This window comes from Stenotrophomonas sp. 278, from assembly GCF_003935715.1.
Classification (GTDB): Bacteria; Pseudomonadota; Gammaproteobacteria; order Xanthomonadales; family Xanthomonadaceae; genus Stenotrophomonas; species Stenotrophomonas maltophilia_AH.
The window spans coordinates 1-25,344 of sequence record NZ_RHPP01000003.1 but is presented as its reverse complement, the minus strand read 5'-3'; the positions used below and the strand labels follow the sequence as shown (position 1 = coordinate 25,344).

Sequence of the window (25,344 nt, the reverse complement as noted above, 5' to 3'; positions counted from 1 at the left end):
ATCACTTTTGAGCCATCTGTTCTGTAAGAAACATCCGATTTGTTGCAAATCGATCTGCGTCCCCGCCGCGTGCACTCGGCGAGGCGCAGACGTGTGCGTCAGGTTGAACGTTTCACTGTCTGGCGGGTGACCACTTCCGGCACAGCGCGCACGGTGAGGCTGATACCGCCGGGGATCGGCTGGGGCACCAGTACGTCGCCGATGCGGAGGCCGTCGGTGTGCAGCCACATGCCGCGCAGCTTGATGCAGGGGATGCGGATGCCATCGGCGTCATCGCCGCCGGGCGCGAGCGATTCAACGCGGATGCTCTTGGGGCGCTGGACGTGCAGGGGACGCTTGGGTCGTTTTTCTTCGGACACGGAACTGCTCCTGTTGAAGTCCCCCTCGCCGGATGGCGAGGGGGGTCGGGAGGCTGAAACCCGTTAGAAGTACCGAAAGCACGGTGTGACGTATTTCCGCGAGGGTGTTGCATTCCGCCACCCTCCCGACACATGACAAACAATTTCCGGTACTTGCTAACGGAGGTTTCAGACTCCACGGCTTCACCATGCGCAATACAGCGAGCGATTGGAAACGGCCCGCGAGCAAGGATAGGTCGGGATCAACGGATGCGTTGGATCAGATGACGCGGATGCCATATTTTTTCCGTCTTCCGTGCCGATTGCGCTCAATTCAGCGACGTATTCTTGACGCTGCGCCTCAGAATCGATTTTGAGATTTATTTTTCGATTCCGTCGCCAATGGCACGGATTGCGTGGTGAGCGAACAGCGCGGTCGTCCTGCGCACGTAAAAATTCCCGTAGGTACCACGCCCTGCGTGTGTACCCGCGCGAAGCGCGGCGCAAGCGTCCGGAGACGTGGCGTGGCCCGCCCCCGGAAATGCGGCCGGGGTTTGGAAATAATCGAAGCCGTGGGTCAGGGGTTCATGACGCCGGAACGGAGAGCAGCCACGCAGGGCGTGGCTCTACGGGGTTCAGGCGTTCCACCCCGCCTCATGGCATCATTTACCCTGTCGTCCCTGCCCTGCCCGCCATGACCATCCGCGGCAAAGCCACTTCACTGGATATCGCCCACTTGGCCGGGGTGTCGCAGCCGACCGTGTCGCGGGCGCTGCGCGGTAGTCCGATGGTGAACCCGGAGACCCGGGAGCGCATTCTGCGCATTGCCCGCGAACTGAACTACAAGGTGGACAAGAACGCCTCCAGCCTGCGCCTGCGTAATGCGGGCACGCTGGCGCTGCTGTTCTTCGAAGACCCCACCAACGACGATTCGCTGATCAACCCGTTCTTCCACGCCATGCTGGGGTCCATCACCCGGGCCTGCGCGCTGCGCGGCAACGACCTGCTGGTCTCGTTCCAGCAGCTGTCCACCGACTGGCAGGCAGATTACGAGGACAGCAACAAGGCTGACGGCATCATTCTGCTGGGCTACGGCGATTACCACGAGTCCCGCGAGCGCCTGCAGCGGCTGGTGGAGCAAGGCACGCACTTCGTGCGCTGGGGCGCGGCCCTGCCGGACCAGCCGGGCGTGTCGATTGGGTGCGACAACTTCCAGGGTGGGCATGACATCACCGCGCACCTGCTGGACCAGGGCTGCCGGCGAATTGCCTTCATCGGGCACGCGTCCAGCCATTACCCGGAGTTCGAAGAGCGCCATCGCGGGTATGTGGCGGCGATGACCGCGCGGGGGGTGGCTGCTGTGCCTGCGCTGCAGCGCGATGCGATCACGACCGAGCAGTCGGGGTATGAGGCGTGTCTGGCGTTGTTGGCCAGTGGGGAGAAGTTCGATGCGCTGTTTGGTGCCAGTGACCTGATCGCCATCGGGGCGATGCGGGCCTTGCGCGAAGCGGGGCTGCGGGTGCCGCAGGATGTGGCACTGGTGGGGTTTGATGACATTCCGCTGGCGGCTTCGGTGTCGCCTACGCTTTCTACTGTGCAGCAGGATACTAAGCAGGCCGGGCAGCTGTTGGTGGAGAAGCTGCTGGCGTTGATCCAGGGGGAGAAGGTGGAGAGCCAGACCATTCCGGTGAAGCTGGTGGTGCGGGAGTCGTCGCTGGCGGGGCGGTGACACACCGTACCGACCAACGGTCGGTACCTACCGCGCTAGCTCGCGTAGACCCACGCTTTGCGTGGCTTCGACTACGTTCGGCACCGCGAAGCCACGCAGGGCGTGGCTCTACGGGCGCGGGTAGCGGCCCAGCATGTGCTGTAGGCTGAGAAAGAGGAATACGGGCAGCGCTGTGGCCGTCCAGATGGCTGCAAAGCCACCCCAAAGCCATCCGTTGCGCCCCATGGCGCGAGCGGCAAGGCCCAGGTGGCGCGCGGTGTTGAGATTGACCACCCACATGACAAGCAGCAGCCAATCAGTCCCATGGCCACGCTCCGCAAGGACTAGAGACGCGGCCAGGAATACGCAGAACGAACCCAGCCCCCAGACGACTGCGGCCGTCAAATGCCGCTGCGCGAGTGCTTTCGGACTCACGCCAACTACAGAACGCTCTTCCACCCATCCCCCTGATGTCCATGTGGCACCGCCACAGCTCTTCACATTAACGCAGCACCGGCTCCACATCCACGATATCCACGCCCGCCAGCCGCCCCAGCCACTGGTCGAACCAAGGCTTGTGCGAGGCTCCCACCACGGACAGCACGCGCACGCCCGGGCGCTCGCGGAAGGTCTGAGCCACGTTGGCGACCATGCGCAGGTTGCGGATCTCCCAGCCGTTCACCCACTTCTGCGGTGACTGCAGCGGCGAATGCGCCTTCAGTGCGGCGGAGACATTGACCTCGGCCAGGGTGTTCAGGCGTTCCGGATCATTGAGGTAGCGGTAGAGCGGCAACAGGTCCTTGCCCTTGGCCATCTCGTCTTCCTCGGCGATGTGCTTGTCGAGCTCGGCGCTGCCGGTCTTCCACGCCGCTTCCATCTCACGCGCGAAGGCCTTGCGGTCGGGCAGCGTGAGGTTGTCGCCGGTGTGGTCGTCCACCGGATAGACGCGGGGATGGCCCAGACGGGCGGCCAGCTGCGAGGCAATCTGGTAGCTCTCGCTCTGGCGGGTGGAGATGCCTTCCAGCATCGTCACCAACGCGGGGGTGAGGCCGTCGCCGGGCTGGCGCTCGCTGGCGGGCAGCTGCAGCCACTGCACATAGGCAGAGGGGCGGTCGTTGGCGGCGAGGAACCAGGCGGCCAGCTGGCGGCGCTGGGCGGGTGTGGGCTTGGCCGGCCAGGCGGCCAATGCGCCGTTCACCCGTTCCAGCGCGGCGGGCACCTGCAGGCCGGTGGCGGCGCGCGCGTCGTCGGTGTCGGCGCAGTAGTCGTCGCCATACACGGTGGGGTGGCGGGCGGCCAGATCACACTGTTCGCCGTCGATGTTCTCGATGGTGATGATGTCGGGCTTGTAGGCAGCCAGGCGAGTCAGCAGCGGTTCCAGCGCGCCGGGCTGGATCCCACCCTTTATCTCACCTAGGTGGACGCTGCCCAGCACCAGCACCTGGGTGCGCGGACCAGTCATCTCGCGGTCGAGCGTGGTCAGGTCGACCGGGGCGGCGGCGACCGCCGGGAGTGCGACGACCATCGCCATGGCCAGCCAAGCGTTGCGTACCTGCATACCCTGCCCTCTTCTTTCCTTTGAGGTTTGCAGTGTGGGGGGCAGGGAACGGCTGGGCGCGTGGCGTTGGTCACGGTGCCTGTCGTGGGGTATCTAAACCCTACGGACGGAACGGGTCGGCGAAGTCTTCCAGCAGATGGCCGACGCCGTCGGGGGAAATGGTCAATTGCAGCGGCGTTGCTGGATTCACCACCACGCCAAAGCCGCCGGGAATGCGACCGAGCACCTCGATCATCCGCATCTGCCCGACGTGCGGTGCGGTCTGGCTGTAGCCGCCCAGACGGCACAGGTCGGTGAATACCGCCACCCGCTTCACCCCGTCGTCGTCGAACAACAGCGGATCGAAACCGCTGCCGTCGGGAGTCACCAGGCTGCCATTGAGCAGGATGACCTCCGACGCCACGAACGCCTTCATGAAGCCACCGATCGAGGTCTGCCCGTCCATGGCGGATTTGAGCAGGGTTTCAAGCGGGTTCTGCGGCGGCAGATCGGTCATGGGCCAGTCCAGGCGTGAGCGGGAATGGCCATTGTAACGGCGGTCGGGTGAGAGGCCGGCCCAAGGGGTGTTGGATTACCGCGCCAGCCGCTGGGTCCGCGCCTTCTGGTCGGCCATGGCCTTGTCCAGCTCGGCCTGCAGGGCCTTCTGCTTCACCGGGGCGTCCAGCACATACACCTTCACGCCGTGGGCGGGCACTTCAGCCTTCAGGCTGCCGGTCACCTTGATGCTGCCGCTGCCGAGCGCGTCACGCCAGGTACCGGGCTGCAGGTAGCGGCTCACCTCGAAGGTGCTGGCCGCATCCCCCTTGTTCAGCAGCACCAGCGCGGTCTGGGCGGTGTCGCCGTGCTGCAGCACGCGGTAGAACACGGCCTGGTCGCCCTGCAGGCGCTCGGTGACCTGCAGGCCGCGCTGCAGCGCGGGGGTGTTCTGGCGCAGCAGCGAGATGCGCTGCAGCGGCCCGAAGATCGGGCTCTGCGGCGCTGCATCCACCCGCTCCTGGCCGAAGTACGCGCGGTTGCCGGCGTGTTCGGCCCGGCTGCGCATGAAGCCGGTTTCCGACCCGTAGTACAGGACCGGAATGCCGCGCGCGGTGAACAGCCAGTTGTGCGCGTCGATGAAGCCGGCATCAGTCGCGTCCAGGCGGGCCATGTCGTGGTTGTCGTAGAAGCTCATCAGCTCGTACGGATTGGCGTACGGGCCACCGAGCAGGTGCAGCGGCTCGGCCAGGGTTTCAAAGCCCTTCTGCTCTTTGCCGAACACGCTGGACAGCGCACCGCGCAGCGGGAAGTCGAGCACGCTCACGTTGGCGTTGCTCGGCCAGGTGTGCTCGGCGATGGTGGCGGCGTTGTAGTCGAATGCCTCGCCGAACATGAACATGCCCGGATGCTCGGCGCGGATGCGCTTTACGAACTCGTTCCACCACGGGTGCGGCAGCCAGCCGATGGTGTCGATGCGCAGCGCATCCACGCCCTGTGCGGTCCACTGCAGGTAGGCACCGACCAGATAATCCATCACCGCCGGATTGTTCTGGTTGAAGTCGCCCAGTTCGGCCAGGTTGCCATCGAAGATGGAGCCCTTGTCGGCGTCCACCGGACCGATGTTGTTGTAGAACGCGTGCAGCGGGTTGTGCTTCGGATCCAGCTGCTGCGGCGGCAGGTTCTGGTGGTCGGCAATCAGCGTGCCGTCCTTGTCGAAGATCTGCCCGAACTGCGGCTGCTTCACCGGCATGCTCCAGGCCGGTGAGCCGTGGTTGCCGACGATATCCAGCACCACTTTCAGCTGGGCGTCGTGCAGGCCACGAGTGAGGCCGGCGAAGTCCAGGTCGGCGCTGGGAAGATGCTCATCCAGCTTGTAGAAGTTCACGCCCCAGTAGCCGTGGTAACCGGTCTTGCCGCGGTCGGTCAGAGTGCTGGTGCAGCTGATCGGCTTGCTGCCGGTGAAGGCTTCATCCGGGTTGTCGATGATGGGCGTGATCCACACCGCGCCAAAGCCGAGCTTGCGGATGTAGTCGGCGTTGTTGAGCACGCCCTTGAAGTCACCGCCGAGGTAGCCGATGTTACCGTCCACCTTGTCCGGGCACGGCACTGGAATATCAAACGTGCGGTGCTTGCCGCCCTGGTCGCGATAGTCGTTGGACGGGTCTCCGTTGACGAAGCGGTCGGTCACCACGAAGTACACCGCATCGCTGGCGAACGGCTCCAGCGTGCCCACGTAATCCGGGCGCGGCGCAGCCTGCGCGGCGGCAGCAATCAAAGCCAGCGAAACACCCAGCGACAACTTGGCAAACGAACGCATCACGCACCCTCCTGATGGGCCGGCACGCGCAGCACGCACAGCCCGGCAACGAACAGACTCACTCCCCCCAGCACCAGCACGTGCATGGGATTGCCGCCCAGCCACGCGCGCAGCGCGAAGCCCAGCGCGCTGGCGGCAACCAGTTGTGGAATGACGATGAAGAAATTGAACAGGCCCATGTAGATGCCCATCTTCGCGGCCGGCACGCTGTCAGACAGCAGCGCATACGGCAGCGACAGGATCGAGGCCCAGGCAAAGCCGACCCCGACCATGGACAGCAGCAGCCAGGTGGGATCCTTGATGAACATCAGCGAGACCAGGCCGAGCCCGCCCAGCCACAGGTTGACCAGATGGCTCCAGCGCAGGCCCAGTGCACGCACCATCAGCGGGATCAGCAGCGCGGCCAGCGCGGCGAAGCCGTTGTAGGCACCGAACAGCACGCCCACCCAGTTCGCGCCTTCGTTGTAGGCGGCCGAGGCAGTATCTGCGGAACCGAAATGCGTGCCAGCCACGGCGGACGTGGTGTAGATCCACATCGCGAACAAGGCGAACCACGAGAAGAACTGCACCCACGCCAGCCGGCGCATGGTCGAGGGCATGCTGCGCAGGTCGTCGACGATGGTGGCCAGCATGTGCGGGCCCGGCACCAGCCGCGCCACGCCCAGCAGCACGCCATACGCGGCGCAAAGTCCGGCCAGCACGTACAGCATCTTGTCGCCCTGCTTCCAGGCGATGGCTACAGCGAGGGCAACGCCCAGCGCGATCCAGCCGCCAATCTGCGCCAGCGGCGGCGGACCGGCCAGCGGCGCGCTCTGCTGCGCAACCGGCGGCTCGGCGTCATCAAACGCGGCCAGTTCGGCCGGCGAATACTCGCGGGTGCTGAACACGGTCCAGGCAATCGCAGACAGCAGCACCGCCGCGCCGAAGTAGAACGCGTAGCGCACGGTCGGCGGCACCTCGCCGGGGGCGGCGGTGTTGGCCACGCCGAAGTGGGCCAGGATGAAGGGCAGGAAGCTGGCGACAATCGCACCGACGCCGATGAAGAAGCTCTGCATCGCGTAGCCGGTGGGACGCTGGCGCGGGGCCAGCTTGTCACCGACGAAGGCGCGGAACGGCTCCATCGATACGTTGATGCTGGCGTCCAGCACCCACAGCGTGCCGGCCGCGATCCACAGCGTGGGCGAGTTCGGCATCACCAGCAGGGCCAGCGTGGTGAACACCGCGCCGAACATGAAGTACGGACGGCGGCGGCCCCAGCGGGTCCAGGTGCGGTCGGACAGATAGCCGATCACCGGCTGCACCAGCAGGCCGGTCAGCGGCGCGGCGATCCACAGCCCGGGCACGGCGTCCATCGGTGCGCCGAGGGTTTCAAAGATGCGGCTGGCGTTGGCGTTCTGCAGGGCAAACCCGAACTGGATGCCCATGAAGCCAAAACACATGTTCCAGATCTGCCAGAACGACAGCGTCGGCTTGGACGGCCGCGTCACTTTGCAGCCTCCACCGCCGGCACCGGCGACAGCAGCAGCGCGCTGACCTTGGCGCTGTTGAGCACGCCTTCGCGCCCGCCCTTGCCCCCGTTGTACTGGGCGAAGTGTTCCAGCGCGCTCATGTTGAAGCCCTGTTCCAGGCTGAAGCGACAGTTGCCCTTGGGCACGTCGAATTCGGCGGCGGTGGAATCCTGCTGGCCGACGCTGTGCGGCATCACCACGGTGGCGCGCTGTACCGGCTTGCCGGCGCAGGTCACCACCAGCTGCTTCACCGCAGCAGTCACGCCGGTGTTGATCGGGCCATTCGGGTTGTCATAGCGCAACCGCACGCGCACGCGGCTGGGCGCGGTGGCGTTCCAGCTCCACTTGCTGGTCCCGGCCAGACGCTGCTGCGGGCCCAGGCAGGTCATCGGGCTGTGCAGCGATTCCAGTTGGGGGCCGCGCTGGGTGAGGCTGAGGCAGTGCTGCAGGCCATCTTCGCGTACGGTCAGCGCGCCTTTGGCCGTGGTGGCCTTGCCGTCCAGCCACAGCACGCGGCCGGCGGGGACAGCGACGCTCCAACCCTTGCCGCGCTTTTCCGCCTTGGGTGCCGCCGGCGTAGCCGGTGCGAAGCCGTCGGTGGGGGCGTCGGCCAACAGCGCCGGCGCGGTGACCGGTGCCGGGCCGGGCACGGCCTTGAGCTGCACGGTCACCACGTTGCCCTTGCGGGTGGTCTTGTCAGCCACCAGCAGCGCGCCGTCCAGCTTGCGCGGGCGCTTGAGCACGTAGCGGGTGCGGCCGTCGTTCAGTTCAATGCTCTTTTCCTTGCCGAACAGCTGCGGCACCAGCGCCACCGGCAGCTTGGGCGCGACCTTGCCGTCGGCTTCCACGCCGAACACCCCTTCCAGCACCATCGACAGATAGCCGGCCACCGACCACAGCTGGCGCGGCGAATTCACTACCGGGCCGCTGAGCGCGCCCTCGTCGACATGCACGGCGAGGCGGCGCATCTCGAAGTTTTCCATGTTCGAACCGGCCAGCGCGCTACCGCGCATCAGCGATTCGATCTCGCGCTGGATGCGCGCCACATCGTCCACATGCCGCGCCGCGCGCAGCGAATAGGCGCTGACGAACGGCCACACCGCGCGGTTGTGGTAGATCGGCTGCTGCGCTTCCTGCGGCCACACCACCGGGCTGCCCCCCTCCACCGCCGGGTAGTTGGCCATGGCGCGGCGCGCGCGCTCCTGCGGGAACACGTCGGCCAACACGCCCAGCGAGATCGCCAGCAGGTCGTACTTGGCGTAGTCCACCGGGTGCGCGGCTTCGCCGATGTAGCTCATGTACTGGCCGGCATCCTCGCGCCAGAAACGAGTATCAATCTGTGCGGCCAACGCCGTGGCCCACCTGGCGTAGTCCTCGGCACGCGCGTCGCCATGCTGGCGGGCCAGCTTCTCGGCCAGGCGCAGCGCCTGGTAATGCAGCACGTTGGTGGACAGCGAATAGCTTTCGCCAATGAAGCGCACGTCCTTGCGGGTCCAGTCCGGATAGGTCTGCTCACGCCAGTCCAGGAACGAGGTCTCGCCCTTGTACAGGCCCATGCGCTCGTCGAAGACCATTGCACGGTCCTGCGCGAGCGTGCCCTGCAGCGCCTGCCAGGTCTGTTCGGCAAAGGCGGTGTCGTCCAGAAGATGACGCGCGGCCAGGAACCACACCACGCGGTCGCTGCTGATCGGCCAGCTGCCGCCGGAACCGGTGTCCTGAGCCACGAACAGGCCGGGGGTGCGGCCGTCGCGCGCTTTGGACAGCTTGAACTGCAGCGACTGGCGGGTGCGCTGCGGGTCCAGCCGGGCCAGCGCGAGGTCAGCAGCGAAGCTGACGTCCCGGGTCCACACATAGGGCCAGCGCTCGCCGGTCTGGAAGCAGTCGCACGGCACCGGCTTGCCGAAGTTGAAGGACGGGTCGCGGATCGCATCGACCCGGTCGGCGTCCATCTCCTGCTGGGCCAGTGCGAACAGGGCGTCGAACATCACGCTGCCGGTCTGGCTGCGCATCGGCTGGGCGGCAATCGCCACCGGCTTGCCGTCGGCGGTCAGGGTGAAGCTGCCGTTGGCAGCGGTGGCAGCACGCGCGGTGCGGCCATCGAAGGTGAGGTCTTCCGCCGCAGCGGTGGACATCAGCGCCGCCCCGAGGGCAGCGGTCAGGCAGATCTTCTTCAGCATTGAAAGCGGCGGACCGGCTTGCGCCCGTCGGCCTCCCTCCCTAATTGCGCGCGTTGTAGGTCAGCCGCGGGTAGCGCGGCCGTCGCGGCCCCCTCCCAGGGTGCCTGCCTGCATGGTAGGCGACGACCGTTGGTCGTCGCACCTGCACGCGGTCATGCATCGACATTTGCATACGTATTCATGGCGTTACGCCCGGAGCGCCGGGCCGGCGTGGCTATAGTCCGGGTCAGTTTCGGGTGACCCTGGGAGGGGAATGCCAATGGTTGTGTGGTTGATGCGACGGGTTTTCGGTGGGTTGCCCGCCAAGAGCAGACACGCATGGCGTGTCACTACGCGGGAATTCCAACGTCGCGTAGGGACACGCCATGCGTGTCCATCCTGGCTGGCGGTGTGCCTGCTGGCGCTAAGCGCCACCGCAAACGCCGAACCGGTCACCGTGGCCAGCGCCACCTCGCCGGACAAGGTGCTCAAGGTCTCCCTGCAGTTGGATGGCGGCATGCCCAGCTACCGGGTGGAACGCTTCGGCCAGGAGGTAGTCGGCAATTCGAAGCTGGGCTTCCAGTTGCGCGACGGCCGCCTCGACCGCGACCTGGCCGTGCTCGGCCAGAGCACCCGCAGCGTGGATGAAACCTGGGAACAGCCCTGGGGCGAGCGCCGCGTCACCCGTAACCACTACAACGAGTTCACCGTGCAGTTGGGCGAGACCACCGGTGCGAAACGCCGGCTGGACGTGGTGTTCCGGGTCTACGACGACGGCCTCGGCTTCCGCTACCACTTCCCGGAACAGCCGAACCTGCGCGAGGCGATAATCGATGACGAGCTGACCGAGTTCGCCATCACCCCCGCCTCCACCGCATGGTGGATTCCGGCTGGCGAGCCGATCCACTACGAATACCTGTACCAGCGCACCCCGCTGGACCAGCTGCCGTTGGCGCATACGCCTATGACCCTGCGCAGTGACGAGGGTCTACATGTGTCCATCCACGAAGCCGCGCTGGTGGACTACGCCGGCATGTGGCTGCGCCGCACCGACGGCCAGCGCCTGCGCGCGCAGCTTTCGCCGTCTGCTGAAGGCTGGAAGGTGCGCCGCGCCCTGCCCTTCAACACGCCTTGGCGCACGCTGCAGATCAGCGACACCGCCGGCGGGCTGGTGGAATCGAGTCTGATCCTCAACCTCAACGACCCCAACGTGCTGGGCGATGTGAGCTGGGTGAAGCCATCCAAGTACCTGGGCGTGTGGTGGTCGATGCACCTGGACGAGGAAAGCTGGGCGACCGGACCGAAGCACGCCGCAACCACCGCGAAAACCAAGAAGGTGATTGATTTCGCTGCGAAACACGGCTTCCGTGGCGTGCTGGTGGAAGGCTGGAATCCCGGCTGGAATGGCATGTGGGTCGGCAACGGCTACGACTTCGATTTCACCCGCCCCACCGCGGACTTCGATATTGAAGCGCTGTCCGCGTATGGCGCGAAGAAGGGCGTGCACCTGATCGGCCACCATGAAACCGGCTGTGCGATCGAGCATTACGAAGACCAACTGGACGCCGCACTGGACCTGTATGCGCGCCTCGGCGTGGACTCGTTCAAGAGCGGCTACGTGTGCGACGACGGCCAGGTGGACCGGCGCAATCCGGCCGGCGGCCCGCTGTGGCGCGAGTGGCACGACGGCCAGTTCATGGCCCGGCATCACCTGAAGGTGGTGCAGGAAGCCGCCAAGCGGCATATCGCGGTCAACCCGCATGAGCCGATCAAGGACACCGGGCTGCGCCGCACCTATCCGAACTGGATTACCCGTGAAGGCGCGCGCGGCATGGAATACAACGCCTGGGGCCAGCCGCCGAACCCACCGGAACACGAGGTCAACCTGGTGTTCACCCGCATGCTGTCCGGCCCGATGGACTACACCCCGGGCATTCTCAGCCTGAAGGGTCGCCACGGCCAGGCGATTCCGAGCACGCTGGCGCGCCAGCTCGCTTTGTATGTGGTGCTGTACAGCCCGATCCAGATGGCCGCCGATCTTCCTGAACACTATGAACAGCACCGCGAGGCATTCCGCTTCATCGAGGACGTGGCGGTGGACTGGGACGACACCCGGGTGCTGGATGGCGAGGTGGGCGACTACGTGACCATCGTGCGCAAGGACCGCAACAGCCGTGACTGGTTCCTGGGCAGCATCACCGACGAATCCGGGCGCGTACTGCCGGTGTCGCTGGGCTTCCTTGAGCCGGGCGTGCGTTATCGCGCCGAGATCTATCGCGACGGCGACGGGGCCGATTTCCGCAGCAACCCGTTCGCGTTCAAGCGCGAGGTGCGTGAAGTCACCAGCCGCGATGCGATGAACATCGTGCTGGCACCGGGCGGTGGCCAGGCGATCCGGTTCACGCCCATGTGAAATGCGCAACGACCAACGGTCGTTGCCTACCGGGTCGACATTCCGGTAGCGCACGACCGTTGGTCGTGCGGGGGCCACCGCGATGTAACCGCTTACAACGCCTGCATGCGCATTGAATACGTATGCAGGGTGATTCGCTTCAAAGGCGCGCTGCCTACCATAGCGGCGCAGTCAACGGCCACCGTGCCGTGACACCTGTCTCAATTCATCGGGCAGCTCACAATCCGTTTGGCAACATTGCCTGGGAGGGGAAAATGTTGAACCGCAAGCGCAGCGCGCTGAGTATCGCGCTGGCCGTCGCCCTGTCGCCGTCACTGGCGCTGGCTCAAAGCACCACCGAAACCACCGCCACCGGCACCCAGGCGACCGACCTGGACACCGTGCAGGTCACCGGCATCCGCCGTGGCATCGAAAACGCCATTGCGATCAAGCAGGACGCGACCTCGGTGGTGGAAGCCATTTCCGCCGAAGACATCGGCAAGCTGCCGGACGTCAGCATTGCCGAATCGCTGGGCCGCCTGCCCGGCCTGGCCGCGCAGCGCGTGGCCGGTCGTGCCCAGGTGATCAGCGTGCGCGGCCTTTCCCCGGACTTCGCCACCACCCTGCTCAACGGGCGTGAAGTGGTCAGCACCGGCGACAACCGCAGCGTTGAATTCGACCAGTACCCGTCCGAACTGGTGAACGGCGTGACCGTGTACAAGACCCCGGACGCCGCACTGGTCGGCCAGGGCCTGTCCGGCACCATCGACATGCAGACCGTGCGTCCGCTGTCGTTCGCCGAGCGCGTGATCGCGGTCAGCGGCCGTTACCAGAAGAACTCGCTGGGCAAGGCGGCGAACGTGGATGCCTACGGCAACCGCTTCAGCGCCAGCTACATCGACCAGTTCGCCGACAACACCTGGGGCATCTCGCTGGGCTACGCCCACAGCGACATGCCGATCCAGGAAAACCAGGTGGGCCTGTACGAGCCGTGGACCACCGAGCAGACCAACCAGGGCAACCGCCCGGGCGTTGCCGCAGGCACGTACTTCTCGGACGGCATCAAGGCACTGCGCCGTACCGGCAACAACAAGCGTGACGGCTACATGGCCACGATCCAGTTCCGCCCGTCCAACACCTGGACGAGCACGCTGGACGCGTTCCACACCGAAGCCGAGCAGATCGACACCGCCAACCAGTTCGAGGTCAATCTCAGCAACTACAACGGCGGCTACGATCCGGGGCTGTTCATCAGCAACCCGCAGGTAAACGGCAACAACAGCTTCACCGGCGGCACCGCCAGCGGCGTATATCCCCTGGTGCGCGGCATGTACAACAAGCGCAAGGACAAGATCGACGCGTTCGGCTGGAACAACGAGCTGACCTTCGACAGCTTCAAGATCACCGCGGACGTGAACTACTCCAAGGCGACGCGCGACGAGCTGAACCTGGAAAACAACCTGCAGCTCACCCCGATGCCGCAGCTGGATACCATCGGCCTGACCGTCAATCCGAACGGCTTCTCGCAGATCCGCCCGGGCCTGGACTATTCCAATCCGGAAGCGCTGTACCTGACCAACACGATCTACGGGTCGGGCTACGGCAAGGTGCCGCAGGTGGAAGACCGCCTGAAGGGCGCGCGCCTGCAGGGCACGTTCAACATGCCGGAGGCGCTGTCGTCCTGGTTCCAGGACATCGACGTGGGCGTGAACTACGCCGACCGTCGCAAGGAAAAGACCCAGGCCGAAGGCAACATCCTGCTGGGTGACCAGGGCGACGCCAACGTCGGCGGCGACCTGCAGTACTCGCCAGTGAACCTGGGCTTTGCCGGCATCGGGTACATCCCGGCCTGGAACGTGCCGGCCGCTGTGGACCGCTACATGGTCTTCAACCCGGTCACCAACCTGGATTACCTGATTCCGAAGTCGTGGGTGGTGCAGGAAAAGACCACCACCGCGTGGCTGCGCGCCAACATCAACACCGATATCGGTGAAGTGGGCCTGCGCGGCAACATCGGCGTGCAGATGATCCGCACCGACCAGAGCTCGCAGTCGAACTACTTCGACCGTTCGCGTCCGGCGGGCCAGGAAGTGCTGCCGATCGACGAAGGCAAGACCTACACCGACTGGCTGCCGAGCTTGAACCTGGCCTTCATGTTCCCGCACCAGCAGACCCTGCGCTTCGCAGTCGCCAAGCAGGTCGCGCGTCCGCGCGTGGACCAGATGCGTGCGGGCCTGGAGTTCGGCGTGGACACGGCCACCGGCAAGCCGGGCGGCAGTGGCGGCAACCCGCTGCTGGATCCGTGGCGCGCCAACGCGATCGACCTGTCGTACGAAAAGTACTTCGGTGAGAAGGCGTACGTGGCGGCGGCGGTGTTCTACAAGGACCTGAAGAGCTACGTCTACACCCAGTCGGTGGACGACTACGACTTCAGCAATCTGCTGGCCAGCTATGTGATCCCGCCGGGCATGACCGCGCCGCTGCTGACGACGGGTACGTTCTCGGCCCCGCAGAATGGCGAAGGCGGCACGCTGAAGGGCCTGGAGCTGACCGCATCGTTCCCGCTGGACATGCTGACCGACGCACTGCGCGGTTTCGGCGTGCAGGCGAGCGCGACGTTCAACGACAGCGACATCAAGATCATGGATCCGGAAAGCGCGTCGTCGGTGGGTACCGATCCGATCAGCCTGCCGGGCCTGTCCGAGCGTGTGTACAACTTCACCGCGTACTACGAGCGCAATGGCTTTGAAGCGCGCGTGAGCCAGCGTCGTCGTTCGGACTTCATTGGTGAGATCGGCAACTTCAACGGCAACCGCACGCTGCGTTACGTGGTGGGCGAGAACGTGACGGACGCGCAGATCAGCTACACCTTCAGCGACAGCAGCGCCATGAAGGGCCTGACCCTGCTGCTGCAGGGCAGCAACCTGACCAACGAGCCGTACCGCACCTATGCAGGCACGAAGGACCGCCCGCTGGAGTACGTCGAGTGGGGCCGTACCTACATGCTGGGCGTGAACTACAAGTTCTGATTCCTGGTGTGATTGCTGACCAGAGAACCCGCTGCTTACCGCAGCGGGTTTTTTGTTGCCCGTTGGGGCATTCAGGTGACACGCATGGCGTGTCACTACGTACCTGGCATCACCTGGACGGGTGGGGATTTGGTTGGTAGCGTCGGTCGACAGACGACGGCCGTGAACGTCACCACGTTCATTGACGACGTAACCATCATCGAAACCACGCTTTTCGCACACAAAAAAAAGGGCGAGGTCTCCGCCTCGCCCTTGAAAAATGCACCACCGGAAATCTTCGCGCCTTACCCCAACCGCAGACACACCATCGCGTGCGCGGGCAACACCACCTGGCCACCGTCGATGCCACCGGCATCCGGACCCGGCACGTGCAATGCGGTCCACTCCCCCGCCGGCAGCGGTGCAGTCACCGCCTCACCGGACAGATTGAACGCCAGCAACAAGGTCTCGCCCGCATGTCGGCGCTCGAACATCAACACCGGCTCGGCGCTGTCCAGGAACTGGATGTCACCCAGCAGCAAGGTCGGCATGGTGTGTCGCCACGCCAGGAACTGGCGGAAGGCGTTCAACACCGAATGCGGGTCGTGCTCCTGCCCGGCCACCGAGCGTGCGCGGTGCTCATCGGAGATCGGCAGCCACGGCTGGCCGGTGGTGAAACCTGCCTGTTCGGCATCGGTCCACGGCAGCGGCGTGCGGCACCCATCACGGCCCTTGAAGTTCGGCCAGAAGGTGATGCCATACGGGTCCTGCAGCGCCTCGAATGGCACTTCGGCTTCGCCCAGGCCGAGCTCCTCGCCCTGGTACAGACAGATCGAGCCACGCAGGGAGCACAGCATGCCGACCAGCATGCGTGCCAGACGCGGGTTGGCCGGATGGCCGCCCCAGCGGGTGACGGCGCGCTCGACGTCGTGGTTGGAAATGGCCCAGCACGGCCAGCCTTCGGTCATCGCCGCTTCCAGGCGCGAGACGGTGCTGCGGATGTACTCCACGCTGTAGTCGTCGACCAGCAGCTCGAAGCTGTAGCCCATGTGCAGGCGACCGGCGCTGGTGTACTCGGCAGTGGTGGCGAGCGAGTCTTCCGAGGAAATCTCGCCCAGCGCCACCGCGCCCGGATACTCGTCCAGCAACGCGCGCAGCTTGCCCAGGAATGGCAGGTTCTCCGGCTGGGTGTTGTTGTAGTAGTGGTACTGGTAGGCGTACGGGTTGTCCGGGCTGAAACCACGCCCGACGCGCTTGTCGGCCGGCTTGGGCGGGTTATCGCGCAGCTGGCGATCGTGATAGCAGAAGTTGATCGCATCCAGACGGAAGCCGTCCACGCCGCGCTCCAGCCAGAACCGCACATTGTCCAGCGTGGCCTGCTCCACTTCCGGGTTATGAAAGTTCAGGTCGGGCTGGTCGGCCAGGAAGTTGTGCAGGAAGTACTGCTCGCGACGCGGTTCCCACTGCCAGGCAACGCCGCCAAACAGCGACATCCAGTTGTTCGGCGGGGTGCCGTCTTCACGCGGGTCGGCCCACACGTACCAGTCGGCCTTGGGGTTGGTACGATCCTGACGGCTTTCGCGGAACCAGTCATGCTCGATCGAGGTGTGGCTGAGCACCTGGTCGATCATCACCTTCAGGCCCAGGCCGTGGGCCTTGGCCAGCAGGCGGTCGAAGTCCTCCAGGTTGCCGAACAGCGGGTCGACGTCGCGGTAGTCGGCGATGTCATAGCCGAAATCGGCCATCGGCGACTTGAAGAACGGCGAGATCCAGATCGCATCCACGCCCAGCGCGGCAATATAGTCCAGGCGCTCGATGATGCCAGGCAGGTCGCCCACGCCGTCACCGTTCGCATCCAGGAAGCTGCGCGGGTAAATCTGATAGATGACGGCACCGCGCCACCATGGAGTGTTCGTCATCGTGAGCCCCCCTCCGGGCTTCCTTGAGACACCCGCCAGGGGTGCCGGATCGTGCCCGACAAGCTTAGCGGCGGCTCCTGCGGGGTGGTGCCATTTGCATACGTATTCACGCCCGGTCGGCCTATAATCGGGCTTACGCCTGAAAGTACGACCGCATGACCATCACCGAAGACACCCGCTCCGCGCTGGGCCTGCCCCAGATCCAGACCCTCGCCGCGCCTGACATGGCCGCGGTGGATGCGCTGATCCGCCGCCGCCTGTCCTCCGATGTCGTACTGATCAACCAGATTGCCGACCACATCATTTCTGCCGGCGGCAAGCGCCTGCGCCCGATGCTGGTGATGCTGGCCGGCCACGCGGTGGGTCAAGCCGGTCCGGAACACCACCAGCTGGCGGCGATCATCGAGTTCATCCACACCTCGACCCTGCTGCACGACGACGTGGTGGACGAATCCAGCCTGCGGCGCGGCCGCAGCACCGCCAACGCGCTGTGGGGCAATGCGCCCAGCGTGCTGGTCGGCGACTTCCTGTATTCGCGCAGCTTCCAGCTGATGGTGGAACTGGATCGCATGCCGGTGATGCAGATCCTGGCCGACACCACCAACCGCATCGCCGAAGGCGAAGTGCTGCAGCTGCTGCATGTGCACAACCCGGACACCGACGAAGCCGCCTACCTGCGTGTGATCGAGCGCAAGACGGCGGTGCTGTTCGCCGCCGGCACCCGCCTGGGCGCACTGGCCAGCGGCGTTGATGAGGCCACCCAGCAGGCCCTGTACGACTACGGCATGCACCTGGGCTATGCGTTCCAGATCGCCGATGACGTGCTGGATTACTCGGCCAATGCCGACGAGCTGGGAAAGAACCTGGGCGACGACCTCGCCGAGGGCAAAGCCACGCTGCCGCTGATCCATGCCATGGCGCATTCGGATGAGACCACGCGTGAGCGCCTGCGCGAGATCGTGCAGAACGGCGACGCCTCGGCCATGCCGGAAGTGCTGGCCGCGATCCACGCCACCGGCGGGCTGGATTACAGCCGGCAACGTGCGGAGGAATATGCCGCGGCCGCCGAGCGTGCGCTGGATGGCCTGGCCGACAACGATGCCGTAGCCGCCCTGCGCGGGCTGGCGCGGTATGCGGTGCAGCGTTCGCATTGATTGCGGCGGGCGACGACCAAGGGTATGCCTGCCGGCCTGCGACGACCAACGGTCGTCGCCTACCGGGGCATTGCGAACGGCTCCTGCCGTTCTTTTCGTCGCCTACCGGGGCGTTGAAGATTTCCGGCGACGCGGCGTATCCACCCCGGGATTGATCACCGCTTGTCGAAGAGCCCTTCGAAGAACGAATCCAGGCTCTTCCACGCCCGCTTCGCCGCCCGCTCGTCATACGCACAACCCGGCGGGTTGTTCGCATCGGCCTCGGCAAAACAGTGCACGGCACCACTGTAATTGGTGAACTCCCAGTCCACCTTGGCCGCGTTCATTTCCTGCTCGAAGCCACTGATATCGGCAGCGGTGACGCTCTTGTCGTCCGCCCCATTGAGCACCAGCACCGACGGATGCGTGCCACCGGCCTTGGCCGGCAGCGGTGAGCCCAGCCCCCCGTGCAGACTGACCACGCCGGCCAGCGGCGCACCGGCACGGGCCAGTTCCAGCACCGTGGTGCCGCCGAAGCAGAATCCGACCGCGCCGATCCGACTGGCATCCAGCGGGGCCTTGCCGGCTTGTTCCTTCAGTACGTCCACCGCCTTGAGCGCACGTGCGCGCAGCAGCGGGCGGTCGTTGCGCAGCTTGGTTGCGACCGGGCCCGCTTCGGCGTCGGTCTTCGGGCGCACGCCCTTGCCGTAGACGTCGGCGACCAGTACCACGTAGTCGTCGCCGGCGAGCTTCTTGGCCTTTTCGATGGCCGAGGCGTTCACGCCCTTCCAGTTCGGCACCATCACCAAGCCGGGGCGCTTGTCGTTGTCTTCGTCGTCATGGACCAGCACACCGCTGAAGGTCGTGCCGTCGTGCTGCCATTCGACCGGTTTGGCCTGCATGGCCGCCCAGGAGGGCGCTGCTGCCATGCCCAGTACCAGTGCCGCACCCCACCGCCATTGCTGCTTCATGCGCCTGCTCCTTCGGAGAAAGGTGCACTGTAACCCCAAGGGGTGTGACAGGAATGCCGTAGAGCCACGCCCTGCGTGGCTTCGACCCTGTCTGGCACCGCGCAGCCACGCAGGGCGTGGCTCTACGGCCGATCCAGCACCGCGTGGACACGCATGGCGTGTCCCTACACGGATGCCGCACGCGCTGTCCAGACGTGGGCGTTACGCGGATGCCGCACGCGCGGTCCAGACGCGGGCGTTACGCGGATGCCGCACGCGCGGTCCAGACGTGGGCGTTGCGCGGATGCGGCAAGTGCGGCCCGGGGCGCGCGTTGGATGTCACGGATTCGCAAGCCCGGTTGGGACACGCCATGCGTGTCCACGCGGCGCCTGCGATCAGGCGATTCCGATCCCGGCAATCGCGGTGATTGCCTCCGGGTCAAACCCGGCCAGCTGGGCAAAATGCCGCCCGCGAGCCACATAGTCCTTGTACACGCCATAGCTCGGCGCACCCGGCGACAACAGCACCACCCCACCCTGCCCACCCAGCGCGTCACAGGCGATCCGCACCGCCTCGTCCAGATCTCCCGCGGCATGCAACCCAAACCGACCGGCCTCGGCCAGCGGCTGCAGCAGGGCGTGAATACGCGGGCCGTTGGCCCCCATGGTCACGATCTCCACCGGCGGTACGTCATGCGCCATGTGCTGCATGAAGTCGGTCCAATCCAGGCCACGGTCATGCCCGCCCACCAGCAGCGCAATGCGCTGGCCGACGAAGCACTCCAGCGCCGCCAGACTGGCGTGCGGGGTGGTGCTGATCGAATCGTTGACGAAGCGCAGGCCATCGCGCTCGCCAAGCACCTGCAGCCGATTAGGCAGCGGGCGGAAGCTTTGTACCGCCGGTGCCAGCGCGACCGCATCCAGACCCAGCGCCTCGATGGCCGCGAGCACCGCGCATAGGTTGCCGCGGTTGTGCCGGCCGGGCAGCGGCGTGTTGGCGGTATCGAATACGGCCCGCTCGCCGCGATACACCCACTCGCCGCGCATGTGCCAGCCCTGCGGCTGGTTGAACCAGACCACTTCGCTATGCGGCAGATCCAACGCAGCCAGGTGCGGATCAGTCGCATTGAGCACGGCAATGCTCGGGGCCGCTTCGGTCACCAGCGACAGCTTGTCGGCGATATAGCGCGCTTCGCTGCCGTGCCAGTCCAGGTGCTCCGGAAACAGGTTCAGTACCACCGCTACCTGCGGGTGCGCACCACTGCGCGCCACTTCGCCGGTCTGGTAGCTGGACAGTTCCACGGCCCAGTACTGTGGGGCCGGCTGGGGCTCCAGCACTTCCAGCAGCGGCAGTCCGATGTTGCCCACCAGGCCGGTGCGCGCACCACTGGCGCGCAGCAGGTGCGCCAGCAGCGAGGTGGTGGTGCTCTTGCCCTTGGTGCCGGTCACGCACACGGTGTCACGCACGGTGCCGTCGGCATCGGCGTGCTCGGCAAACCACAGCGAGGTGCCGCCGATGAACTGGGTGCCCTGCGCAGCGGCCTGCCGGGCCGCCTCGCCATAGGGACTGATGCCGGGCGACTTGATGACCACCTCGAACGCGGCCAGCGCTTCACCGCTGACATCGCTGCGCACGGTCAGCGCACCGCGGGCCTCCGCGCGCGCGGTTTCGGCCTCCACCTCCGGACAGAACAGGGTCAGCGGCAGGGTCGGCAGACGCCGGCGCAGCACGGCAAATGCCGCCCGCCCCTCACGCCCCCAGCCCCATAACGCAACCCGCTTGCCCTCAAGCTGCGAAAGTCGCACGCAGGCGCTCCCAGATCGACGCCGGAATACGGTGTTCGCCTTCCAGCACCAGCAACGGCTCGATGCTCAGCTCGGACGCCTCCAGCTGCGGCTGGATCTCCTGGATGAAACGCTTCACCAGCACGTCTTCGCTCCACTCCGGGCGCGCCGCCAGCGTGGCCATCGCCGCACGCGACTCGCGGCCCTCGCCCACGCACTCGAACGGCTTGTGGTCCTGGAACTCCAGCAGCGCGTCGAAGCCGCCGGCCTGTTCGGCGTCGTCCAGCAGATTGCGGCCGAAGATGCGCACCAGGCGGGTCTTGGGCATGAACGGAGCCAGCGCCAGGAACACGAAGTGACACTTCGGGCACACGCCGCACCAGCGGTTCACCGGGCGCTCGCCGAGGATGTGGAAATTGCGGTTGCAGCTGGAGAAATGCGCGTCGTAGAAGTCGCTCCTGGCGAACTGCCGTGCCACCGCCAGCTCAGACAGCGGACGCAGCAGCGAGTAGTACTGCAGGTCGGCAGCGACATGCTTTTCCAGATGCTCCCCGAAGGCCTGCTCGAACGCCCAGCCCTTCGACCACTGGTGGTTGACCTCGCCGGTGCCAGGAATCTGGCTGCCGTAGCTGGCCGAACGCTCGTTGGAGAACACCACCTGGTTCACGCCCTGCAGCAGCGCGGCCAGGGCCATGATCGCCGAGTTCACCGCAGTAACCGGAATATGCCCGTTCCACGCGCCCTGGCGGTTCAGCTCGAACAGTTCCGGGGCCAGCACGCGACCAATATTCAACGTGGGCAGACCGGTGCGCTCGGCGCAGGCGCGGATCAGCTGCGAACCGCCAATCCAGGTCACAGTTTCTTCGACACCCAGCGCGCGCAGCGCCTCGATGCTGACCAGCGAGTCCTTGCCGCCGCCGATGGCGACCAGGGCGTGCTCACGCAGGCCGGCGGACGCTGCGGTCACTGCCTCACCCTGCACCGGCAGACGGAAGCGTCCGCGCAGGTTCAGGCCGTTACGATAGGCGAACTCGCCCAGGCCGTTGAGGTACACCGTTTCCACCAGCGCGGCGGTGTCGGCGTCGATGGCATAGCTGTCGATGCGTACATCTTCGGGCACCGCTGCCTTGTAGTAGCTGACACCGGCAAACAGGTGCAGCAGGCGCAGGGCCTGCTCCACCGCCTGTGCGCGGGCTCCGTCCAGCGCGAACGGCGCGCCGGGAATGGTGACCGTCTCGACCAGCTCCGGGCCGTTGTCGAAGGCATAGACCAGCTGCGCCACGCCGGTGTTTTCATCCAGCGTGCAGCGGACGAAACGGAACGAGGCAACCTGGTGTTTGTCGAAAGCAGTCATGGCATATCCGGTGAGGCGAGGCGTTTTCGCGGCGGCGCGCGAAGGCGTTCAGTGGCAAGGTGCAGCGCGCGGTCAGGGCGTGTCATCAATCACGTCCTCGCGCGGCAGCGCACGCTGGTTGTAGGTGTTGGACATCACGTAGCCGTAGGCACCGGCGTCGGCGATCAGCATCACGTCGTCAGGCGCGGTGGATACCGGCAGGCGGCGGCGCTTGCCGAACACGTCGCTGGACTCGCAGATCGGACCGACCACGTCGAACATGGCCTCGGCGTAGCCGCCCAGACGGCTCAGGTTCTCGATGTCGTGCCAGGCGTCGTACAGGGCCGGGCGCATCAGCGTGTTCATGCCCGCATCGAGGCCGACCCGGCGGATGCCGTCCTTCTCCACCACCTGGGTGGCGGTGGTCAGCAGCACGCCGGCTTCAGCGACCAGGTAGCGGCCTGGTTCGATCGCCAAGCGGAACGCCGGGTGCACGGCCTTGACCTCGGCCAGACCCACCGCCCAGGAGTCCAGGTCGAACGGCTCGTCGTCGGCGCTGTACGGAATCGGCAGGCCACCGCCGATGTCGATGGTTTCCACGCTGCCGATGCGGCGCGCGAAGCCGGCCAGTTCGTCGCACATCAGACGCCAGTGCTGCGCGGTTTCCACACCGCTGCCCAGGTGGGCGTGCAGGCCGACCACGCGCGTGCCCAGCTCGGTGGCCAGACGCACGAACTCATCAACGCGGGCGATCGGCAGGCCGAACTTGGAGTCCTTGCCGCCGGTGCGGACCTTGGCGTGGTGGCCCTCACCGCGACCCAGGTCGACGCGCAGCCACAGCTCACGGTTGCGGAACAGGTCCGGCCAGCGCTGCAGGGCTTCCACGTTGTCCAGGGTGACGGTCACCCCCAGCGCGAACGCGGCTTCGTATTCGGCGCGCGGGGCGAAGCTGGGGGTGAACAGCACGCGGCGCGGCGACAGCGCCGGCAGCGTGTTGAACACGTGCTTGAGTTCGCCATGCGACACGCACTCCAGGCCGAAACCTTCCTGCTCCAGTAGTTCCAGGATGGCCGGGTGGCTGTTGGCCTTGATCGCGTAGTAGCGCTGGTCGATCGGCTTGATCGCCGCCAGCGCACGGGCGCGGGCGCGCACCGTGGGCAGGTTGTACACATAACGCGGGGTGCCGGCCTGGGCCAGCTGCAGCAGGTGCTCGCGCTGGCCACGCCACCAGGCGGTTTCGCGCGGACGGATGGTGCCGGCGATTTCGCGCCAGCGCGGGCCGAACACCTCCCCCTCTTCCACCGGCATCGCGCCGCTGTCGATCAGCTCGGCGTGCAGGATCGGCAGCAGGCCATCGGCGTCGGCTTCGTCGATGACGAACGTCAGGTTCAGGTCGTTGGACGACTGCGAGATCATGTGCACGCGCTCACGGCCGAACGTCGCCCACACGTCCGACAGCTTGTGCAGCAGCGAGCGCATGCCGCGTCCGACCAGGGTGATGGCGGCGCACGGCACGATCACCTTGACCTTGCAGATCTGGGACAGGTCGGCCGACAGCGCGGCCAGCACGTCGGTGCTGACCAGGTTTTCAGACGGGTCCAGCGACACGGTGACGTTGGTTTCGGCCGAACCGATCAGGTCCACCGACAGGCCGTGCTTCTTGAACAGACCGAACACGTCGGCCAGGAAGCCGACCTGCTGCCACATGCCGATGCCTTCCATCGACACCAGCACGATGCCGTTGCGGCGGCTGATGGCTTTCACCCCCGGCACCGGCGCGGCATTGCCGTCGATGCTGGTACCCGGCAGTTCCGGGCGCTCGGTGTCGAGGATGGCCATCGGCACGCCGGCGTCGCGGCACGGCTTGATCGAGCGCGGGTGCAACACCTTGGCGCCGGTGGTGGCGATCTCCTGCGCTTCGTAATAATCCAGGCGGGTCAGCAGGCGCGCATCCGGTACGTCCTTGGGATTGGCGCTGAACATCCCTGGCACGTCGGTCCAGATTTCCACCCGGCTGGCACCGAGCAGCGCACCGAAGTACGCCGCTGAGGTGTCCGAACCGCCACGGCCGAGAATGGCGGTTCCGCCATCGGCGTGCTGGGAAATGAAACCCTGGGTGATCAGCATGCGGGTCGGCTGGGCGTGGAAGCGCGCGGCCCAGTCGGCATCCGAACGCCACTGGCAGTTCACCGACAGGCGCTGCGACCACTCGCTCTGGTTGGGCTGCGGCGGCAGCGCCTGCAACCACTGGCGGGCATCCATCCAGCCGAAATCCAGGCCGCTGGCGCGCAGGTAGGCTGCGCCCAGGGTGGAGGACAGCAGTTCGCCCTGGCCCAGCACTTCAGCCTGCCAGTCCAGCGGACGGGCGGTGGCGCGCGGATCGTCGAGCAGGCCCTGCAGCGCGTTCAGGCGCTCGTCCAGCGCGCTTGCGTCCAGCGACAGTTCGCCCAGGAATTCGCGGTGACGGGCCACCAGCGCATCCACGCGGGCGCGGCTGTCGGCGGCACCGTCGGCAATGGCGGTCAGCTCATTGGTGACCCCGGACAGCGCCGAGACCACCACCAGCACGCGCGCGCCGGTCTCTTCCGCACGTTTTTTCGCCAGCTTCCCGATCGTGTCCCAGCGGTGACGACGCGACACGGAGGTGCCGCCGAACTTCAGTACGATCCAGCGATCGACAAGGGGGGAAGCTGACATGGAGAAAGAAATATAGGTAATGGAGGGGGTTCGCCCGGCACACCGGGACGAACCTCCGATTCTATGCCAAGCCCGGCCCCTGCTGGGCCACCGCCCCCTGCCCCGGCGGCGGCGCGGCGGCTCACTTGTTAAGCTGCCTGCCCGTTCCCCCGATCCTGGCCGCCATGTCTTCGCGTCGTTTTCTGCAGTTGGATGTGTTTTCCCCCTACCCGGGTGCCGGCAACCCGCTGGCGGTGGTGCTGGACGCCGAGGGCCTGGACGAGGCCAGCATGCAGGCCATTGCGCGGTGGACACGACTGCCGGAAACGACCTTTGTATTCGCCCCGCAGACCGCGGGCAGCAGCTACCGGATCCGCATGTTCAGCCCGCAGAAGGAAGTGCCGTTCGCCGGCCACCCGAGCGTGGGCACCGCGCATGCGGTGCTCGAGGCCGGTCTGGCCGCCCCTGTGGACGGGGTGCTGGTGCAGGACGGGATTGCCGGCCAGCTGCCACTGCGGATCAGCGGCGAAGGCGCGCAGCGCAGCATCGCCATCCGCACACCGCGCGCGGCAGTGGCGGAGGTAACC

General features: G+C 66.2%; 17 protein-coding genes. 5 read left to right on the top strand and 12 right to left on the bottom strand.

What is annotated here, in order from left to right; translation table 11 throughout:
• Nucleotides 1-98: 98 nt before the first annotated feature.
• A complete protein-coding gene (locus tag EGJ34_RS00975) occupies nt 99-359 on the bottom strand; it encodes a hypothetical protein (RefSeq protein ID WP_125358185.1) in 261 nt (86 codons plus the stop codon).
• A 673-nt stretch (nt 360-1,032) separates the two neighbouring features.
• On the opposite strand from EGJ34_RS00975, the gene EGJ34_RS00970 reads away from it, so the two are divergent.
• Nucleotides 1,033-2,067, top strand: coding sequence for a LacI family DNA-binding transcriptional regulator (locus EGJ34_RS00970; RefSeq protein WP_185750024.1), 1,035 nt, complete (start codon nt 1,033-1,035; stop codon nt 2,065-2,067).
• A 108-nt stretch (nt 2,068-2,175) separates the two neighbouring features.
• Here the strand turns inward: EGJ34_RS00970 and EGJ34_RS00965 are convergent, their stop codons facing one another.
• The 6 genes from EGJ34_RS00965 to EGJ34_RS00940 all read right to left on the bottom strand — a co-directional run bounded on the left by EGJ34_RS00965 (nt 2,176) and on the right by EGJ34_RS00940 (nt 9,582).
• Nucleotides 2,176-2,481, bottom strand: coding sequence for a hypothetical protein (locus EGJ34_RS00965; RefSeq protein ID WP_125358183.1), 306 nt, complete (start codon nt 2,479-2,481; stop codon nt 2,176-2,178).
• 67 nt (nt 2,482-2,548) lie between these two features.
• Nucleotides 2,549-3,604 carry a DUF5694 domain-containing protein gene (locus tag EGJ34_RS00960; protein ID WP_125358181.1) on the bottom strand — a complete coding sequence of 352 codons (1,056 nt, stop codon included), beginning with the start codon at nt 3,602-3,604 and terminating at the stop codon, nt 2,549-2,551.
• 100 nt (nt 3,605-3,704) lie between these two features.
• On the bottom strand, nt 3,705-4,100 hold the full coding sequence (locus EGJ34_RS00955; protein WP_125358179.1) for an SseB family protein: 396 nt from the start codon (nt 4,098-4,100) through the stop codon (nt 3,705-3,707).
• Between the two features lie 75 nt (nt 4,101-4,175).
• Entirely contained in the window at nt 4,176-5,897 is a 1,722-nt protein-coding gene (locus EGJ34_RS00950; protein WP_125358177.1) for an alpha-amylase family glycosyl hydrolase, read from the bottom strand.
• A complete protein-coding gene (locus tag EGJ34_RS00945; RefSeq protein WP_125358265.1) occupies nt 5,897-7,336 on the bottom strand; it encodes an MFS transporter in 1,440 nt (479 codons plus the stop codon). Before EGJ34_RS00945 ends, EGJ34_RS00950 begins: the two co-directional genes overlap by 1 nt.
• Nucleotides 7,337-7,380: 44 nt before the next feature.
• On the bottom strand, nt 7,381-9,582 hold the full coding sequence (locus EGJ34_RS00940) for a Six-hairpin glycosidase-like protein (protein ID WP_125358175.1): 2,202 nt from the start codon (nt 9,580-9,582) through the stop codon (nt 7,381-7,383).
• Between the two features lie 382 nt (nt 9,583-9,964).
• Between EGJ34_RS00940 and EGJ34_RS00935 the strand changes: the two genes are divergently transcribed.
• Together EGJ34_RS00935 and EGJ34_RS00930 are read left to right on the top strand one after the other, a co-directional pair.
• Complete coding sequence (locus tag EGJ34_RS00935) at nt 9,965-11,974, top strand: glycoside hydrolase family 97 protein (protein WP_125358263.1); 2,010 nt, start codon at nt 9,965-9,967, stop codon at nt 11,972-11,974.
• 254 nt (nt 11,975-12,228) lie between these two features.
• Nucleotides 12,229-14,982, top strand: a complete 2,754-nt coding sequence (locus EGJ34_RS00930) for a TonB-dependent receptor (RefSeq protein ID WP_185750023.1) — start codon at nt 12,229-12,231, stop codon at nt 14,980-14,982.
• 284 nt (nt 14,983-15,266) lie between these two features.
• On the opposite strand, the gene EGJ34_RS00925 is transcribed toward EGJ34_RS00930, so the two are convergent.
• Nucleotides 15,267-16,880 carry an alpha-glucosidase family protein gene (locus EGJ34_RS00925; RefSeq protein ID WP_125358171.1) on the bottom strand — a complete coding sequence of 538 codons (1,614 nt, stop codon included), beginning with the start codon at nt 16,878-16,880 and terminating at the stop codon, nt 15,267-15,269.
• A gap of 155 nt (nt 16,881-17,035) precedes the next feature.
• On the opposite strand from EGJ34_RS00925, the gene EGJ34_RS00920 reads away from it, so the two are divergent.
• Entirely contained in the window at nt 17,036-18,034 is a 999-nt protein-coding gene (locus EGJ34_RS00920; RefSeq protein ID WP_125358169.1) for a polyprenyl synthetase family protein, read from the top strand.
• Nucleotides 18,035-18,189: 155 nt separating this feature from the next.
• Here EGJ34_RS00920 and EGJ34_RS00915 read toward each other — a convergent pair whose 3' ends face one another.
• The 4 genes from EGJ34_RS00915 to EGJ34_RS00900 all read right to left on the bottom strand — a co-directional run bounded on the left by EGJ34_RS00915 (nt 18,190) and on the right by EGJ34_RS00900 (nt 24,778).
• Nucleotides 18,190-18,984: a dienelactone hydrolase family protein gene (locus tag EGJ34_RS00915; RefSeq protein WP_125358167.1), complete on the bottom strand. Its 795-nt coding sequence runs from the start codon at nt 18,982-18,984 to the stop codon at nt 18,190-18,192.
• Between the two features lie 375 nt (nt 18,985-19,359).
• Nucleotides 19,360-20,769, bottom strand: coding sequence for a UDP-N-acetylmuramoyl-L-alanine--D-glutamate ligase (gene murD / locus EGJ34_RS00910; protein ID WP_125358165.1), 1,410 nt, complete (start codon nt 20,767-20,769; stop codon nt 19,360-19,362).
• Nucleotides 20,750-22,102: a UDP-N-acetyl-alpha-D-muramoyl-L-alanyl-L-glutamate epimerase gene (gene murL / locus EGJ34_RS00905; protein ID WP_125358163.1), complete on the bottom strand. Its 1,353-nt coding sequence runs from the start codon at nt 22,100-22,102 to the stop codon at nt 20,750-20,752. Before murL ends, murD begins: the two co-directional genes overlap by 20 nt.
• A 72-nt stretch (nt 22,103-22,174) precedes the next feature.
• On the bottom strand, nt 22,175-24,778 hold the full coding sequence (locus EGJ34_RS00900; protein WP_125358161.1) for a bifunctional aspartate kinase/diaminopimelate decarboxylase: 2,604 nt from the start codon (nt 24,776-24,778) through the stop codon (nt 22,175-22,177).
• A 164-nt stretch (nt 24,779-24,942) separates the two neighbouring features.
• On the opposite strand from EGJ34_RS00900, the gene EGJ34_RS00895 reads away from it, so the two are divergent.
• On the top strand, nt 24,943-25,344 hold a 402-nt coding region (locus tag EGJ34_RS00895; RefSeq protein ID WP_148100469.1), incomplete at its 3' end, for a PhzF family phenazine biosynthesis isomerase.